This is a genomic window from Cellulomonas sp. NEAU-ZC6 (genome assembly GCF_056844425.1).
Genome location: NZ_JBXFYH010000003.1, coordinates 123,245 through 139,749, shown reverse-complemented (window position 1 = coordinate 139,749; position 16,505 = coordinate 123,245). Strand labels below are relative to the sequence as shown.

General features: G+C 75.8%; 12 protein-coding genes. 6 read left to right on the top strand and 6 right to left on the bottom strand.

Annotation, left to right across the window (positions count from 1 at the left end; all coding sequences use genetic code 11):
• Nucleotides 1-116: 116 nt before the first annotated feature.
• Complete coding sequence (locus tag AC1050_RS14220) at nt 117-3,728, bottom strand: Rne/Rng family ribonuclease (RefSeq protein ID WP_482388057.1); 3,612 nt, start codon at nt 3,726-3,728, stop codon at nt 117-119.
• Nucleotides 3,729-4,175: 447 nt separating this feature from the next.
• Here AC1050_RS14220 and AC1050_RS14215 point away from each other — a divergent pair, with 447 nt between their 5' ends.
• From AC1050_RS14215 to AC1050_RS14195, 5 genes are read left to right on the top strand one after another with little or no spacing between them, the layout of a single operon-like run.
• Entirely contained in the window at nt 4,176-5,660 is a 1,485-nt protein-coding gene (locus AC1050_RS14215) for a cytochrome ubiquinol oxidase subunit I (protein WP_482388056.1), read from the top strand.
• Between the two features lie 12 nt (nt 5,661-5,672).
• Nucleotides 5,673-6,746, top strand: a complete 1,074-nt coding sequence (gene cydB / locus AC1050_RS14210) for a cytochrome d ubiquinol oxidase subunit II (protein ID WP_482388055.1) — start codon at nt 5,673-5,675, stop codon at nt 6,744-6,746.
• A 16-nt stretch (nt 6,747-6,762) separates the two neighbouring features.
• Complete coding sequence (cydD, locus tag AC1050_RS14205; protein ID WP_482388054.1) at nt 6,763-8,484, top strand: thiol reductant ABC exporter subunit CydD; 1,722 nt, start codon at nt 6,763-6,765, stop codon at nt 8,482-8,484.
• Complete coding sequence (cydC, locus tag AC1050_RS14200) at nt 8,481-10,433, top strand: thiol reductant ABC exporter subunit CydC (RefSeq protein ID WP_482388053.1); 1,953 nt, start codon at nt 8,481-8,483, stop codon at nt 10,431-10,433. Before cydD ends, cydC begins: the two co-directional genes overlap by 4 nt.
• Nucleotides 10,418-12,217, top strand: a complete 1,800-nt coding sequence (locus tag AC1050_RS14195) for a GAF domain-containing sensor histidine kinase (RefSeq protein ID WP_482388052.1) — start codon at nt 10,418-10,420, stop codon at nt 12,215-12,217. Before cydC ends, AC1050_RS14195 begins: the two co-directional genes overlap by 16 nt.
• A 24-nt stretch (nt 12,218-12,241) precedes the next feature.
• On the opposite strand, the gene AC1050_RS14190 is transcribed toward AC1050_RS14195, so the two are convergent.
• Nucleotides 12,242-12,871 (bottom strand): response regulator, encoded by a 630-nt coding sequence (locus AC1050_RS14190; RefSeq protein WP_482388397.1) that lies wholly within the window; start codon nt 12,869-12,871, stop codon nt 12,242-12,244.
• A 161-nt stretch (nt 12,872-13,032) separates the two neighbouring features.
• On the opposite strand from AC1050_RS14190, the gene AC1050_RS14185 reads away from it, so the two are divergent.
• A complete protein-coding gene (locus AC1050_RS14185; RefSeq protein WP_482388051.1) occupies nt 13,033-13,980 on the top strand; it encodes a phosphoglycerate dehydrogenase in 948 nt (315 codons plus the stop codon).
• Between the two features lie 39 nt (nt 13,981-14,019).
• Here AC1050_RS14185 and mutM read toward each other — a convergent pair whose 3' ends face one another.
• Genes mutM through AC1050_RS14165 form a run of 4 tightly spaced genes read right to left on the bottom strand, consistent with a single transcriptional unit; the run spans nt 14,020 to nt 16,495 of the window.
• A complete protein-coding gene (gene mutM / locus AC1050_RS14180; protein WP_482388050.1) occupies nt 14,020-14,943 on the bottom strand; it encodes a bifunctional DNA-formamidopyrimidine glycosylase/DNA-(apurinic or apyrimidinic site) lyase in 924 nt (307 codons plus the stop codon).
• 1 nt (nt 14,944) lies between these two features.
• Nucleotides 14,945-15,664 carry a ribonuclease III gene (gene rnc, locus AC1050_RS14175; protein WP_482388049.1) on the bottom strand — a complete coding sequence of 240 codons (720 nt, stop codon included), beginning with the start codon at nt 15,662-15,664 and terminating at the stop codon, nt 14,945-14,947.
• Between the two features lie 55 nt (nt 15,665-15,719).
• Nucleotides 15,720-15,914: a 50S ribosomal protein L32 gene (gene rpmF / locus AC1050_RS14170; protein WP_482388048.1), complete on the bottom strand. Its 195-nt coding sequence runs from the start codon at nt 15,912-15,914 to the stop codon at nt 15,720-15,722.
• Nucleotides 15,915-15,916: 2 nt separating this feature from the next.
• Nucleotides 15,917-16,495, bottom strand: coding sequence for a YceD family protein (locus AC1050_RS14165; RefSeq protein ID WP_482388047.1), 579 nt, complete (start codon nt 16,493-16,495; stop codon nt 15,917-15,919).
• Nucleotides 16,496-16,505: the final 10 nt, after the last annotated feature.

Genomic DNA, 16,505 nt, shown 5'->3' with positions numbered 1-16,505 from the left:
ACCCGCGACCGCCCCCCGACCCGCGACGTCGCCGCCTCCGCGCGAGGTCGCCACGTGACGTGACGACCTCGCCGGGAGCTGACGACGTCGGCGGGCCGGGTGCGGCCCTCGCGGGGTCAGGACCGGTCGTCGTCCGCCTCGTCGGCGGGGACGGGGTACTCGAACAGGCCCGGGTCGACCCGGGTCAGCTCCAGCTTCGGTGCCGGCTCGGTCTCCTCCGGAGCGCGGGTCGCGAGGCTGCCCAGCGCCGCGAGGACGTCGAGCACCGGCTCGGCCGCCGCCTCGGGCTGCGCGACCTCGGCCTGCGGCGCCTCCGGCTGCGTCCCCTCGGGCACGCCGCCCTCCGTGGCCTCGTCGGCGTCCGGGGCGTCCGCGGCCGGGGTGCCGTGCGCCTCGTCGTCGTGCACGTGGGCGTGCGCCGCCGCGGCCGCGATCGTCGCGAGGGTGGCCTTGACCGCCTCACGCGCCTCCGGGAGCACCGGGACGGCGGGAGCCGGCGTGGCCGCGGCCGGCGCCTGCTCCTTGGCCCCGCGCTTGCGGCGCGACTTCTTGGCCTCGCCGGTGCCCTCGGGGGCGGGCTGCGCCGCGCCGGCGTCGCCCTTGCCGTTGTGCTTCTCCACCGGGTCGGTGTGCACGATGAACCCGCGGCCGTTGCAGTGCTCGCAGGTCTCCGAGAACGCCTCGACCAGGCCCTGGCCCACGCGCTTGCGGGTCATCTGCACCAGGCCCAGCGAGGTCACCTCGGCCACCTGGTGCTTGGTCCGGTCGCGGCCCAGGCACTCCACCAGGCGGCGGAGCACCAGGTCGCGGTTGGACTCGAGCACCATGTCGATGAAGTCGATGACGATGATGCCGCCGATGTCCCGCAGCCGGAGCTGGCGGACGATCTCCTCCGCGGCCTCGATGTTGTTGCGGGTGACCGTCTCCTCGAGCGTGCCGCCCGCGCCGGTGAACTTGCCGGTGTTGACGTCGACGACCGTCATGGCCTCGGTGCGGTCGATGACCAGCGAGCCGCCCGAGGGCAGCCAGACCTTGCGGTCCATGCCCTTGGCGAGCTGCTCGTCGACCCGGTGCGCGGCGAACACGTCGCCGGTGCCGGTCCACCGCGAGACCTTCTCGGCCAGGTCGGGAGCGAGCTCGCCGATGTAGCCGGAGATGGTCGACCACGCCTCGTCGCCCTGGACGACCAGGGAGGAGAAGTCGTCGTTGAAGATGTCGCGGACCACGCGGATCGCCATGTCCGGCTCGCCCTGCAGCAGGGCCGGGGCGGACGCCGTCTTCGACTTCTTCTCGATGGCCTCCCACTGCGACTGCAGGCGGGCGATGTCGGCGCGCAGCTCCTCCTCGCTCGCCCCCTCGGCCGCCGTGCGCACGATGACGCCGGCGGAGTCCGGGACGACCTCGCGCAGGATCTTCTTGAGGCGTGCGCGCTCGGGCTCGGGCAGCTTGCGGCTGATCCCCGTCATGCCGCCGCCGGGCACGTAGACCAGGTAGCGGCCGGCCAGCGTGATCTGCGACGTCAGCCGCGCGCCCTTGTGGCCGATCGGGTCCTTGGTGACCTGCACCAGCACGGAGTCGCCGGACTTCAGCGCCTGCTCGATGCGGCGCGGCTGGCCGCCGTCCAGGCCCGCGGCGTCCCAGTTGACCTCACCCGCGTAGAGCACGGCGTTGCGGCCCTTGCCCACGTCGACGAAGGCCGCCTCCATGCTCGGCAGCACGTTCTGCACGCGGCCGAGGTAGACGTTGCCGGCCATCGAGACCTGCGCCTGCCGGGACACGTAGTGCTCGACGAGCACGCCGTCCTCGAGCACGGCGATCTGCGTCTTGCCGCCCGCCTCGCGCACGACCATCGAGCGCTCGACGGACTCGCGACGGGCCAGGAACTCGGCCTCGGTGATGATCTGGCGGCGACGGCCCGCGTCGCGGCCCTCGCGACGGCGCTGGCGCTTGGCCTCGAGGCGCGTGGAGCCGCGCAGCGCGGTGACCTCGTCGCTGGCGCGCGCCCCGGACCGGCTGCTGCCGGAGCCGCGGGACGGCGCGGTCTCGCCCGCGTCGGCGTCGCCGCCGCGGCCCGAGCGGCGACGACGGCGCCGGCGGCGGCTGCTGCCGCCCTGCTCCTCGCCCTCGCCCTGCTCGTCGGACTCGTCCTGCTCGGACTCGTCCGCATCCTCGCCGGACTCGTCGGCCGGCTGCTGCTCGTCGGCGGGCTGGTCGTCCTCGCCGGACTCGTCGGCGTCGCCACCGCGCGAACGACGGCCGCGGCCGCCACGGCGGCGCCGGCGGCGGGGGGCGTTCTCGTCCTCGTCCGCGTCGACGGCGTCGACCGTGTCGGCGGCGTCGCCGTCCTCGGTCTCGTCCTCCTGCTGCACGGGCTCGTCCAGCGGGACGTCGACGACCTCGGCCTCGGCCTCGGCCTCGACGACCTCGGCGGTGTCCTGCGCCGCGCCGCGGGAGCGGCCACGACGGCCACCACGGCGGCGGGACGGCGCAGCCGTCTCCTCCGCGGGAGCGGCCTCGAGGACCTCGGCCCCGGTCGCGGCCTCGTCGGCCACCTCGGGCTCGACGTGGGCCGCGGCGGAGATCGCCTCGGGCGAGCCGGACGGGGCGGAGGCCCGGCGACGCTTGCGGGGCGCCTCCGGCGCCTGGAACAGCAGGGCGGTCGTCGCCAGGCGCGCCGTGGCGGGGCGCTCGGGCTCGCCCTGCGGGGCACGACCGCCGGAGCGGCGCGCCGGCCGCTGCTCGGCCGTCTGCTGCTGGGGCGCGGGCTGCTGGGCCGGGGCCTGCGCGGCGGGGGCCTGCTCCGCGCGGGTCGTCTCGGCGGGGGCCTGCTCGGCGGGCTGCTCGGCGGCGGCCTGCTCGGCACGGGCCTCGGCGCCACGACGGCCGCCACGGCCACCGCGGCGCGCCGGGCGCTCGGCACGGTCGGGGCGCTCCTCGGCGGCGGGCTGGGTGCGGCCGAGCTCGGCGAGCACGTCCAGGCGGCTGTCGGGCGCGGCGGCCGAGGTCTGCTCGGCCTGCTCGACCGCCTCGGCGATCTGCTCGTCCTCGGGCTCCTCGATCACGGGCTCCGCGACGGCGGGCTCGGCGACGGGGGCGACCTCGGCGGCCGGCGCGGTCGCGGCGACCGGCGCGGGGGTCACCGTGCCGGCGCCCGCCGGGCGGGTGACCCGGCGCGACCGGCGGACGGGAGCCGACGTGGCGGGGGCCGCCTCGGCGACCGGCGCGGCGGCGGGCTCGGCGGCCGGCGCCGCGGCGGCGGGCGTCTCGGCAGGGGCGTCGGGGATCTCGGCGGGCGCGTCGGCGGCCGGGGCGGAGGACGAGCCGGCGGTCCGGGTGGCGCGGCGACGGCGCGGCGCGGCCGGGGCCTCGGCGGCGGGCGCGTCGACCGGGGCCGCGGCGGCTGCTGCCCCGGCCTCGCTCGCCGCGGCGTCCGCGGCCTCCGTCTCGGCGGCGGCCAGCTCGGCCGCCTTCTGGGCGGCGGTCTTGCGCGGCGCGCGGCGGCGCACGGGCTTGGCCTCCGCATCCGGGGCGGTCGCGGGCTCCTGCGCGGGTGCGGCGGGCGCCGCGTCCTGCGCCGGCGCCGTGGCGGCGGGCTCCCCCGCGGCCTTGGTGGCCCGCGTGGCGCGGGTCCGGGGCGCACGGCGGGGGCGCGTGGCCTCGGCCGGCGCGTCACCGCCCGTCGGCGCTGCTGCGGGGGTGGTGCTGTCCGAGGTGCTGTCGAGCGTCACGCGGAGTGCTCCTGCAAGCCCGGGTACACCGGCCACACGCGCGGCGCCCTCGGGCGGTCGGTCGTCGCTCGCGTGGTGCGCGGCGACGGAAGTCGTCGGTGTCGGCTGCTGCACGGGCGGTCGGCGCCATCGCCTGCCTGGCGGGACGGGCCCGGTGAGGGGTCCGTACGGCCGGCGGCGCCTGGCGCGCACGAGGCGCTGGTGCGGCGAGCACGGTAGTCGCCCGGGGTGTGTGGATCCCGGGTAGCCGCAGCCAGTATCGCACAGCGGCCGCCGGGACGTGCGCCAGGTCACGCTCGTGAAGCCCGTCACAATGAGACGACAGGGCGTCAGATCGCGGGACCTTTGTCCTACGCTTGTGAACCGAGGCGCAATACCTTCGAGCGACGGCCCTCACCTGGGCCGTTCGGCCCCCACTCGCCCCAGCACCTGGACGGATCCCCCCGCGTGGAAGCCCTCGACCTGGCCCGCTGGCAGTTCGGTGTCACCACCGTCTACCACTTCATCTTCGTCCCGCTGACGATCGGGCTCGCCCCGCTCGTCGCGATCATGCAGACCATCTGGGTCCGCACCGGCAACGAGACCTGGCTCCGCCTGACCAAGTTCTTCGGCAAGCTCATGCTGATCAACTTCGCGATCGGCGTGGCCACCGGCATCGTCCAGGAGTTCCAGTTCGGCATGAACTGGTCGGAGTACTCGCGGTTCGTCGGCGACGTGTTCGGCGCCCCGCTCGCGATGGAGGGCCTCGTCGCCTTCTTCGTGGAGTCGACGTTCCTGGGCCTGTGGATCTTCGGCTGGGACAAGCTCCCCAAGAAGATCCACCTGCTGAGCATCTGGGCCGTCGCCTTCGCGACCAACGCCTCGGCGTTCTTCATCCTCGCCGCGAACTCGTGGATGCAGCACCCCGTGGGCACGGTCTTCAACACCGAGACCGGCCGCGCGGAGATGAACGACGTCGTCGCGGTGCTGACCAACAACACGCTGTGGGCCGCCTTCCCGCACACCATCACGGCCGCGTTCCTGACCGCCGGCACGTTCGTCGCGGGCATCGCCGCCTGGTGGATGGTCAAGCTGGTCCGCCGCGGCGAGGAGGAGAAGGCCCGCACGGTCTACCGCCCCGCCGTGCGCCTGGGCGTCGCGACGATGCTGGTCGCCGGCATCGGCCTCGGCATCACCGGGCACGCGCAGGGCCAGCTGATGTTCGAGCAGCAGCCGACCAAGATGGCCGCGGCGGAGGCGCTGTGCGAGAGCACCGACGGCGCCTCGTTCTCGCTGCTGGCGATCGGCGACCTGACCAACGACTGCGAGGGCGTCACCCACTACCTGGAGATCCCGGGCCTGCTGTCGTTCCTCGCGCTGAACGACTTCGACGCCCCGCTGCAGGGCGTGAACGACCTGCAGACGGAGTACGAGGCGACGTACGGCGAGGGCGTCAACTACATCCCCGACCTGACCGTCACGTACTGGGCCTTCCGGCTGATGATCGGCCTGGCCGCCGGGTCCGCGCTGCTGGCCCTGATGGCGCTGTGGATGACCCGCAAGAACCGGGTGTCGGGCAACCGGTGGCTGGCACGGGTCGGCATCTGGGCCATCCCGACGCCGTTCCTCGCGTCGGCCTTCGGGTGGATCTTCACCGAGATGGGCCGCCAGCCCTGGGTCGTCTACCCGAACCCGACCGGCGTCGACGGCGTCTGGCTGCTCACCGAGCGCGGCGTCTCGGAGGTGGTCAGCCCGACGATGGTGATCATCTCGATCGTCGCCTTCACCCTCGTCTACGGCGTCCTGGCCGTGTTCTGGTTCCGCCTGATGAAGCGGTACGCCGCCGAGGGAGTCGCCGACACGGAGAAGGACTACAGCCCGGACAACCCCGACAACCAGCCCGACCCGGACGACCCCGCAGCAGCCGAGCGCCCGCTGTCGTTCGCCTACTGAGAGGACCTGACCATGGACCTCCCCGTCATCTGGTTCCTGCTGATCGCGGTCCTGTGGACCGGCTACCTCGTCCTCGAGGGCTTCGACTTCGGCGTCGGGATGCTGCTGCCCGTCCTGGGCCGCCGGGACAAGGACCGCCGGGTCATGATCAACACCATCGGCCCCGTCTGGGACGGCAACGAGGTGTGGCTGATCACGGCCGGCGCGGCCATCTTCGCAGCGTTCCCCGAGTGGTACGCCACCCTGTTCTCCGGGTTCTACATCCCGCTGCTGCTGATCCTGGTCGGCCTGATCTTCCGCGTCGTGTCGATCGAGTGGCGCGGCAAGATCAACACCGACCGCTGGCGGCGCTGGGCCGACCGCGGGATCATGGCCGGCTCCTTCCTGCCCGCGATCCTGTGGGGCGTCGCGTTCGCGAACCTCGTGCGCGGCGTCGAGCTGGACGCGAACCACCAGTACGTCGGCGGCTTCTTCGCGCTGCTGAACCCGTTCGCCCTGCTCGGCGGCCTCACCACGTTCCTGCTGTTCACGCTGCACGGCGCGATCTTCCTGTCGCTCAAGACGAGCGGCGACATGCGGGAGCGGTCCGGCGCGCTCGCCGCCCGCCTCGCACCGGTCGTCCTGGTCGTGACCGCCGGGTGGGCGCTGTGGGCGCAGGTCGCCTACTCCGTGACCTGGACCTGGGCCGTCGTGGCCGTCGCCGCCGTGGCGCTCTTCGCGGTCGTCGTCACCACGCGGGCCCGCCGCGAGGGCTGGGCGTTCGTCTGGTCGGCCGTCGTCATCGTCGCGGCCGTCGTGCTGATCTTCGGCTCGATGTTCCCCGACGTCATGCCCGCGTTCGACCCGGCGAACTCGCTGGACATCCGCAACGCGTCCTCGACGGACTACACGCTGACCATCATGACCTGGGTCGCCGTGCTGCTGGTCCCGGTCGTGCTGCTCTACCAGGGCTGGACGTACTGGGTGTTCCGCAAGCGGATCTCCGCGGACCACATCCCGGAGCACGTCGGCCTCACGTTCACCGCCGCCATCAGCCGGAAGGAGAAGGCCCCCGCCTCCTCCGCCGCCGGCGACGCCCAGGTCTGAGGGGCCCGAGCACCGCGTGAAGCCGCTCGACCCGCGCCTGCTGAGGTACGCCCGCGCCGCCCGGGGGTACCTGGCCCTGACCGTCGTCCTCGGACTGGTCACGGCCGGCCTGGTGATCGCCCAGGCGGTCCTGCTCGCGCAGGTGCTCGCCGCCGCCGCGCACGACGGCGCCACGCTGCCCGACCTGCTCCCGCGGGTCGGCTGGCTGGCCGTCGTCGTCGCGGCGCGCGCGCTCGCCACCGGCGTCCAGGAGCGGTACGCGCACCGGGCCGCCACCCGCGCCGTCGCCGAGCTGCGCGAGCAGGTGGTCGCCCGCGCGGCCGCCCTCGGTCCGCGCTGGCTGGCCGAGGGCGAGGGGGCGCGCGTCGTCACCCTCGCGACCCGCGGCCTGGAGGCGCTCGAGCCGTACTTCGTGCGGTACCTGCCGCAGCTGGTGCTGTCGGCGACCGTCACCCCGGCCGTGCTCGTGGTGATCCTGGGTCTCGACTGGATCTCCGCCGCCCTGGCCGCCGGCACCATCCCGCTCGTGCCGGTCTTCATGGTCCTGATCGGCCAGCTCACCCAGGGGCGGTCCGAGCGCAGCCTGCGGGTCATGCAGCGGCTCGGGTCGCAGGTGCTCGACCTGGTGGCCGGGCTGACGACCCTGCGCGCGTTCGGGCGCGAGCGCGGCCCGGCCGCGCGGGTGCGGGCGCTCGGCGAGGCGCACCGCAGGGCCACCATGGGCACGCTGCGGATCGCCTTCCTGTCCGGCATGGTGCTGGAGCTGCTCACCACCCTGGCCGTGGCGCTGGTCGCCGTGGGCATCGGCCTGCGGCTCGTCTACGGGCACCTCGACCTGGCCACCGGCCTGACGGTCCTGATCCTCGCCCCCGAGGTGTACGTCCCGCTGCGCCAGGTCGGCGCGCAGTTCCACGCGTCGACCGACGGCGTGGCGGCGGCCGACCAGGTGTTCGAGGTGCTCGAGACGCCGCTTCCCCCGGCCGGCACCACGGCCGCGCCGGACCTGCGCCGGTCCACGCTGCGGCTGCGCGGCGTGACCGTCCGGGCGCCCGGCCGCGACCTGCTCGCGCCCGCCGACCTGGACCTGGAGCTGCCTCCCGGCAGCACCGTCGCGGTCACCGGCGCCAGCGGTGCCGGCAAGACGACCGCCGTCGACGTGCTGCTGGGCCTGGTCCGCCCGGACGCGGGCACCGTCGAGGTCGTCGGCGCCGACGGCACCGCCACCCCGCTCGCCGACCTCGACCCGCGCACCTACTGGCAGCAGGTCGCGTGGCTGCCGCAGCGCCCCGTGCTCGAGCCCGCCTCCGTCGGCCGCCTGGTGACCGGGGCGGAGGACCACGAGCTGGACGCCGCGGGTCGGGCGCGCCGCGACGAGGCCGCCGCCCTGACCGGGCTGGACGCCGTGGTCGCCGGGCTGCCCGACGGGTGGCGCACGGACCTCGGGCGCGGCGGCGCCGGGCTCAGCGTCGGCCAGCGCCAGCGCGTCGCCCTGACCCGCGCCCTGCTGTCGGACGCACCCCTGGTCGTGCTGGACGAGCCCACCGCCCACCTGGACGCCGCCGGCGAGCGGGTCGTGCTCGCCACGGTGCGTGCGCTCGCCGCGGCCGGGCGGACGGTCGTGCTGGTCGCGCACCGGCCGTCGCTGATCGCGCTGGCCGACCGCGTCGTCACCGTGCGGTCCGCCGCGTCCGCCGCCACCGGTCTGCCCGTCCCCGCGCCCGAGGAGGCCACCCGATGACCGGCACCGCACCCGCCGCCACGGCGTCGTCCGCCCCGGCCGGCCCGGCCGGCGCGACGGCCGCGACGGCCGCGTCGGGCGGCACGAGCACCAGGGCCGCGTCGGTCCCCCGCACCGCGCTCGGCCGCCGCCTGGCCGCCGACCCCCTGTGGCGCGCCGTCGTCCTGCTGGACGTCGACCGGCGCCGGGTGGCGCTGGCGGTGCTGCTCGGGGTGCTCGCGCTCGGCTGCGCCGTGGCGCTGGCCGCGGTGTCCGCCTGGCTCATCACCCGCGCCGCGGAGATGCCGCCCGTCCTCACGCTCTCCGTGGCCACCGTCGCGGTCCGCGCGTTCGGCATCGGCCGCGGCCTGTTCCGGTACCTCGAGCGCCTCGTGTCGCACGACGTCGCGCTGCGCGGCATGGGCACCCTGCGCACCACCCTGTACTCGCGCCTGGCCGCGGGCCGTCCCGACGCGACGCTGTCCCTGCGCCGCGGGGACCTGCTGGCGCGGGTCGGTGCGGACGTGGACGCGGTCGGCGACGTGGTGGTCCGGGGGCTGCTGCCGGCCGCCGTCGCCGCCGTGCTCGGCGTGGGGACGGTCGTCGCGATGGGCCTGTTCCTGCCCGCGGCCGGGGCGACCCTGGCCGGGTGCCTGCTGCTCGCCGGGGTGGTCGCGCCGTGGCTGGCGCAGCGGGCGGCCCGCGGCACCGAGCAGCGCGCCGCGTCCGCCCGCGCCGAGATGGCCGCGACCTCGCTCGGCCTGCTGGAGGACGCCGGGCCGCTCGCGGTCCAGGGCCGCACCGACGCCGAGCTCGCCCGGCTGCGCGCCGCCGACGCCGACCTGGCCCGCGCCACGGACCGCGGGGCCGGACCGGCCGCCCTGGCTGCCGCGCTCGGCAACGTCGCGGTGGGCATCGCCGTGCTCGCGGCGCTGCTGGTCGCGGTCCCCGCGGCGACCGCCGGGACCCTCGCGCCCGTCGAGCTCGCCGTCGTCGTCCTGACCCCGCTGGCGGCCTTCGAGGCGACCGCCGTGCTGCCCGCCGCGGCGATCCAGCTGCACCGGTCCCGCGCCGCCGCCGTCCGCCTGGTCTCGCTGCTGGACGACGCCGAGGAGCCCGCGCCCGAGCCGGTCCCCGACGCGGGCACCCCCGCCTCGCTCGACGCGCTCGACGCCAGCACGCCGGGCGACCACCCCCGGCTCACCGCCCGCGGGCTCGCCGTGGGCTGGCCGGGGCGCCCGCCGGTGGTCAGCGACCTCGACCTGGACCTGTCCCCCGGGCGCAGCGTCGCCGTCGTCGGACCGTCCGGCGTCGGCAAGACCACGCTGCTGCTGACCCTCGCAGGGCTGCTGCCGCCGCGCGACGGCGACCTGCTGCTGGACGGCGTGCCGCTGCCGGCGGTGGACGCGGGCGCCCGGCTGGCCCGCCTGGCGCTGACCACCGAGGACGCGCACGTCTTCGAGACCACCGTGCTGGAGAACCTGCGGGTCGCCCGCGGCGACGCCACCCCCGAGGAAGCGCGGGCCGCCCTCGAGCGCGCCGGCCTCGGCGCCTGGCTCGCCGGCCTGCCGGACGGCGTCGAGACCGCGCTGGGCCCCGACGCGCGCAGCGTCTCGGGCGGCGAGCGCCGTCGGCTGCTGCTGGCGCGCTCGCTGCTGGCGACCGCGCCCCTGCTGCTGGTCGACGAGCCTGCCGAGCACCTGGACCCCGCCACGGCGGACCGCCTGGTCACGGACCTGCTGTCCGCGCCGCGCACCGCGGCCGACCGGCGGCCCGGGGTGCTCGTCGTCACCCACCGCCTGACCCCGCTGCACGCCGCGGACGAGGTCGTCGTGCTGCGGGACGGCGCGGTCGCGGCACGCGGGACGCACGCGGAGCTGCTGGACCGCGACGCCGACTACCGTGAGGCGCACGCGAGCGAGCAGGACGACAGCGGGACGGGGACGACGAGCGCATGGCCGAGGACCTGATCGGACGCACCGCAGGTGGTGGCGAGGACGACCTGCCCGCCACCACGTACGGGCCGGGCGTGACCACGACGATCCACGTCCGCGAGCCCGGCGGGCGCTCGCACCTGCAGCTCGGGACCGCGTCCGAGACCGGCGACGAGATGGCCGACCTGCTCGACGCCGTGCTGTCGGTCGCGTCGGGGCTGGACCTGCCCGGCGTGCTCGAGCGGTTCGTGCGCGTGTCGGTGGAGCTCACCGGCGCGCAGTACGGCGCGATCAACGTGCTCGACAGCCGCGGGGAGTCCACCACGTTCGTGCAGACCGGCGTCCCGGCCGCGGCCGCCGCGATGATGGGCCACCCGCCGCACGCGCAGGGCGTGCTCGCGCACATCCCGACCCACGGCGTGCTGCACCTGGCCGACCTGACCGAGCACCCCGCGTTCCGGGGCTGGCCCGCGGGCCACCCGCCGATGGGGTCGTTCCTCGGCGCGTCGGTGCGGGTGCGTGAGCAGGTCTACGGCTATCTGTACCTGTCGGAGAAGGCGGGCGGCTTCAGCGAGAAGGACGCGAGCACCGTCATCGCGCTGGCCGCCACCGCGGGTGTCGCGGTCGCCAACGCCCAGCTCTACGCCGACGCCGCCCGCCGGGAGCACTGGCTGCGTGCCGGCCAGGACATCACCACGATGCTGCTGTCCGGCGCGGACGAGGAGGAGGCGCTGGCGCACATCGCCGCGACCGCCCGGGACGTCGCCGACGCCGACACCGCCGCCCTGGCCCTGCCCGGCGTGGGCGGCGAGCTGCTGATCGAGCTCGCGGACGGGCACGTCGCGGGCGACCTGGTCGGCGCGCAGCTGACCCCCGGCGGACCCACCTGGACGGTGATGGAGGAGGGTGCGGGCCTGCTGATGGACTCCCTCGCCACGTCGCGCCGCATCACCGTGCCCGCGATGCGGTCGTTCGGCTCCGCCCTGTTCGCACCCCTGCAGACCTCCGGCCGCGGCGTCGGCGTGCTGATCCTGCTGCGCAAGGTCGGCACGCTGGCGTTCGAGCCGAACGACCTGGCGACCGCCGAGTCGTTCGCCTCCCAGGCCGCGCTCGCGTTCGTCCTCGCGGAGGCCCGGCGCGCGCAGGACGCCGCGGCGCTGCTCGACGAGCGGGAGCGGATCGCCCGCGACCTGCACGACCTGGCGATCCAGCAGCTCTTCGCGACCGGCATGCAGCTGGAGACGGTGCGCCGCCGCGCCGCCCGCGGCGTCGACCCCGCCGAGCTGACCAGCATCCTCGAGGAGGCGCTGGACAACGTCGACGGCTCGGTGCGGCAGATCCGGCAGATCGTCTACGCGCTGCGCGACCCCGACGCCGCCACCGGCATCGTCGAGCGGCTGCGGCGCGAGGCCTCCCTCGCCCGCACCGGGCTCGGGTTCGCGCCGTCGCTGGTGGTGACCCTCGACGGCGAGTCCGTGCCGGACAGCGACTACATCGTCGCGGACCTGATCGACGAGCGGATCGGCTCGGACCGCACCGACGACGTCGTGGCCGTGGTGCGCGAGGGGCTGGCCAACGCCGCGCGGCACGCGCACGCGTCGTCCGTCAGCGCGCGGGTCGCCGTGCAGGGCTCCGGCCCGACGGGCTCGGTCCGGATCGAGGTCGAGGACGACGGCGTCGGGCTGCCCGCCCTCCGCGACCGCCGGTCCGGCACCGGCAACCTCGCCGCGCGGGCGCGGCAGCACGGCGGCACGTTCTCGCTCGGGGCGGCGCCCGCCGGCCAGGGGACGCTGCTGTCGTGGGAGGTCCCCCTGGGCTGACCGCCCGGGGCCACCCCGGCCGGCTCAGCTGTGCCCGGCCTCCGCGCGCCAGCCGCTGTGCCGGCGGGCGGCCACCCAGGCGGCGACCTGGGTGCGGCGCTGCAGGCCCATCTTGGCCAGCAGCGAGGTGATGTGGTTCTTGACGGTCTTCTCGGCGACGCCCAGCCGCTCGGCGATCTCGCGGTTGGACAGGCCGTCGCCGATCAGGTCGAGCACCTTGAGCTCGCTCGGCGTGAGGTTCTCGGTCGGGTCCTCGTGGCCGGCGCGGCGGCGGGTGACGGTCCGCTCGTCCAGCAGGGTGCGACCGGCGGCGACGGCGCGGACCACGTCGGTGATCTCGGCACCGCGCACGCTCTTGAGCAGGTACGCGGCCGCACCGGCGTCCAGCGCGGCCGCGAGGGCGTCGTCGTCGTCGAACGAGGTCAGCACGATCGCGCGCGCCGTCGGCAGCGTCACCCTGACCTGGTTCATCAGGTCGATGCCCGTGCCGTCGGGCAGCTGCAGGTCCACCAGGAGCACGTCCGGGTGCACCAGGCCGGCACGGCGCACGCCGTCGGCCACCGACCCGGCCTCCGCGACGACCTTCATGCCGTCGGCGCGCTCGACGACCTCGGCGATGCCGCGCCGGACGACCTCGTGGTCGTCGACGATCATCACGGAGATCTCCCCGGATCGGGCCGGCTGCGCTGCGCTGTTCGTGGACACCCCTGCATGGTATCGATCCGCCGGTCCGCGCACGGCACCGCCGCACCGCCGGTCCGGTCCGCGGGCGCCCCACCTGGCGCGGCGGCCGCCGCTGGGGGAACCTCAGGCCCATGACGACGGTCCTGCTGCCCACCTCCATCCCGCTCGCCCCCGCACTGCCGGAGGGGGTCCGGGCGGCCCCGTACGACGTCGACCAGCCCGTCCCGGGCGACCTGACCGACGCCGAGGCGCTCGTCGTCTGGGGCAACGCCACCGGCCAGCTCGCGGACGCCGCCCGCCGGATGGGCCGGCTCCGCTGGGTGCAGACGCTGGCCGCCGGCCCGGACGCGGTGCTCGCGGCGGGGTTCGCCCCGCACGTCCGCATCACCTCGGGCCGCGGGCTGCACGACGGGCCCGTCGCCGAGCACACGCTGGCCCTGGTGCTCGCGGTCGCCCGCCGGCTGCCCGAGCTGGTCCGGGCGCAGGACGCGCACCGCTGGGCCGCCGAGCTGGGCGGGATGCAGCGCCTGCCGCACGAGGGCGGCGAGTTCCGGTCGCTGTCCGGCGCGCGGGTGCTGATCTGGGGCTTCGGGTCGATCGCCGCCCGGCTGGCGCCGCTGCTGACGGTGCTCGGCGCCCAGGTGATCGGCGTCGCGTCCCGCCCCGGGCAGCGGGCCGGCTACCCGGTGATCACCCCGCAGGAGGCCACGCAGGCGCTGACCGGCACGGACGTGCTGATCGGCATCCTGCCCGCGACGCCGACCACGCGGCGCGCGCTGGGCGCCGACGTGTTCGCCCGGCTGCCCGAGCACGCCTGGGTGGTCAACGTCGGCCGCGGTGCGACCCTCGACGAGGGCGCGCTGCTGGACGCGGTGCGGGCCGGGTCGATCGCCGGCGCGGCGCTGGACGTGTTCGAGACCGAGCCGCTGCCCGCCACGTCCCCGCTGTGGGACGAGCCGCGGATCCTCATCACCCCGCACGCCGCGGGCGGCCGGCCGGTCGGCGCCGACACCCTGCTGGCGGACAACATCGGGGCGTTCGTGCGCGACGAGCCGCTGCGCAACCTGGTCGCCCGCTGACCTGGCGCCGTCGCGGTCGCCGTCGGGACCGGACGGGGCTCAGCCGGCGGGTGCCGGCTGGCACACCGGGCACAGGTGCGACGAGCGGTTCATGAACGGCTCGCGCACCACCGGCGTGCCGCAGCGCGGGCACGGCTCCCCCGCCTGCCCGTAGACGGCCAAGGACCGGTCGAAGTAGCCCGACGCGCCGTTCACGTTGACGTACAGGGCGTCGAAGCTGGTACCGCCCTGCGCCAGCGCGTCGGACATCACCCCGGCGACGCCCTCCAGCACGCGCAGCGCCGTCGCCTGGTCCAGCCCGGCCGTGGGGGTCGCGGGGTGCACCCGGGCGCGCCACAGCCCCTCGTCGGCGTAGATGTTGCCCACGCCCGACACGACGCCCTGGTCGAGCACGGCGCGCTTCACCTGCGTGCGCCGGCGGCGGATGGCGCGGGCCACCACGTCGCGGTCGGTGGCGGGGTCCAGCAGGTCGCGGCCGATCTGCGCGACGGGCGCCGGCACGAGCGGCAGCACCGAGCCCGCACCACCGGGCCGGTCGTCCGGGGTCGGCAGCAGGTCGACGACGGACAGGTGCCCGAAGGTCCGCTGGTCCACGAAGTCGAGTGCGCCGCCGTCGTCCAGCAGGAGCCGGACCCGCAGGTGGGGGTGCGCGCCGCCGGACGCGACGTCGGCGGACGTGCCGCGCACGAGCAGCTGGCCGCTCATGCCGAGGTGCGCCAGCAGCGCGTCGTCGGGGGTGGCGCCGGCCGCGCCGGGGTGGTCCAGCGGCAGCCAGAGGAACTTGCCCCGCCGGACCGCGGCGGTCAGCGTGCGGCCGGCCAGCCGGCCGGTGAGGTCGGTCGGTCCGGCGAGGTGCCGGCGGACGCTGTACGGACGGCGCACCTCGACGGAGCGCACGGCGCGGCCGACGACGTGCCGCTCCAGGCCGTCCCGGACGGTCTCGACCTCGGGCAGCTCCGGCACGTCAGTCGACGGAGGCGGCCGGCTCGGCGACGGGCCGGGCCGCGGCGTCCAGCGCGGTGTACGCCAGGGCGGCGGCGCGCTGCTCCGCGAGCTTCTTGGCCGTGCCGGTACCCGTGCCGCGCACCTCGCCCGCCACGACGGCGTCGGCGGTGAACGTGCGGGCGTGGTCGGGGCCGTCGCTGGTCACCTGGTAGACGGGGGCGCCCAGGCCGAGCCCGGCGGTCAGCTCCTGCAGGCTGGTCTTCCAGTCCAGGCCGGCGCCGAGGTCGGCGGCCAGCGCCAGGCGCGGCCCGACCAGCTGCATGACGACGGTGCGCGAGGTCTCGAGGCCGTGCGACAGGTAGACCGCCCCGAACAGGGCCTCGAGGGTGTCGGACAGGATCGAGTCCTTGTCCCGCCCGCCGGTGGCGAGCTCCCCCTTGCCCAGCAGGACGTAGTCCCCGAGGTCCAGCGCCCGGGCGACCTCGGCCAGCGCCCGCTGCGAGACGGTCGCGGCGCGCATCTTCGCCAGCTCGCCCTCGGACTGGCCGGGGTGGCGGCGGTAGAGCTCCTCGGTGACGACCAGGCCGAGCACGGTGTCCCCGAGGAACTCCAGGCGCTCGTTGGTCGGGATGCCGCCCGCCTCGTGGGCGAACGACCGGTGCGTGAGCGCAAGCACCAGCAGCTCGGGGTCCAGGTGGACCCCGAGCTGCTGGGCGAGCTGTGCTGCGGTGGTGCTCATGTGCTCACCTGCGCGCACCCGGTGGGACACCGGGGGGCAGGTCGGCGACGCGTCGTCAGACGGCGTGCTCGGTGCGCACGGCCTCGGCGTAGCGCCGACCGGCGTAGGCGCCGCACGTCGGGCACGCCTGGTGCGGGCGCATGTTCGACTGGCACTGCGGGCACGTGCTGAGCGTCGTGGCAGTGGTCTTCCACTGCGACCGACGCGCACGGGTGTTGCTGCGCGACATCTTGCGCTTCGGAACAGCCACGGCTAGCTCTCTCTCTTCTCGTCAGACGTGCTCTGCAGGTTGCCGAGGGCAGCCCACCGAGGGTCCAGGATCTCATGGGAATGCTCGGGGTCGTCCGCCAGGTGCGCTCCGCAGATGGAGCACAGACCCGGGCAGTCGTCCCGGCACAACGGCTTGAACGGTAGCGCAGTCACGACCGCGTCCCGCACCGCGGGCTCGACGTCGACCAGGTCGCCGTCCAGCTCGGGGAGGTCCTCCTCGTCGTCGCCGTTCTCCTTCGCGACCGCGGCACGACCGGGGTAGACGAACAGCTCCTGGACCTGGACGTCGACGTTGTCGACGACCTCGTCCAGGCAGCGCACGCACTCCCCGACCGCCCGGGCCCGCACGGAGCCGGAGACGAAGATGCCCTCCACGACGGCCTCGAGCTGGAGGTCCAGCTCGACGTCGTCACCCGGGGGGACGCCGATCACGTCGGTACCGAGGTCCTCGGGAGCGGGAACCGTGCTGCGGGCACGACGCATCGATCCCGGACGTCGGCCGAGCTCGTGGGTGTCGAGCACGAACGGCGAGCGGGGATCGAGGTGAGTCGCGCGCTCCACGGTCCACGTT

Coding starts and splice junctions, on each gene's coding strand:
- AC1050_RS14190 (WP_482388397.1), bottom strand. CDS start 12,871: ATGATCGTCGACGACCACGAGGTCGTCCGGCGCGGCATCGCCGAGGTC.
- cydC (WP_482388053.1), top strand. CDS start 8,481: ATGACCGGCACCGCACCCGCCGCCACGGCGTCGTCCGCCCCGGCCGGC.
- cydB (WP_482388055.1), top strand. CDS start 5,673: ATGGACCTCCCCGTCATCTGGTTCCTGCTGATCGCGGTCCTGTGGACC.
- AC1050_RS14195 (WP_482388052.1), top strand. CDS start 10,418: ATGGCCGAGGACCTGATCGGACGCACCGCAGGTGGTGGCGAGGACGAC.
- rnc (WP_482388049.1), bottom strand. CDS start 15,664: ATGAGCACCACCGCAGCACAGCTCGCCCAGCAGCTCGGGGTCCACCTG.
- AC1050_RS14185 (WP_482388051.1), top strand. CDS start 13,033: ATGACGACGGTCCTGCTGCCCACCTCCATCCCGCTCGCCCCCGCACTG.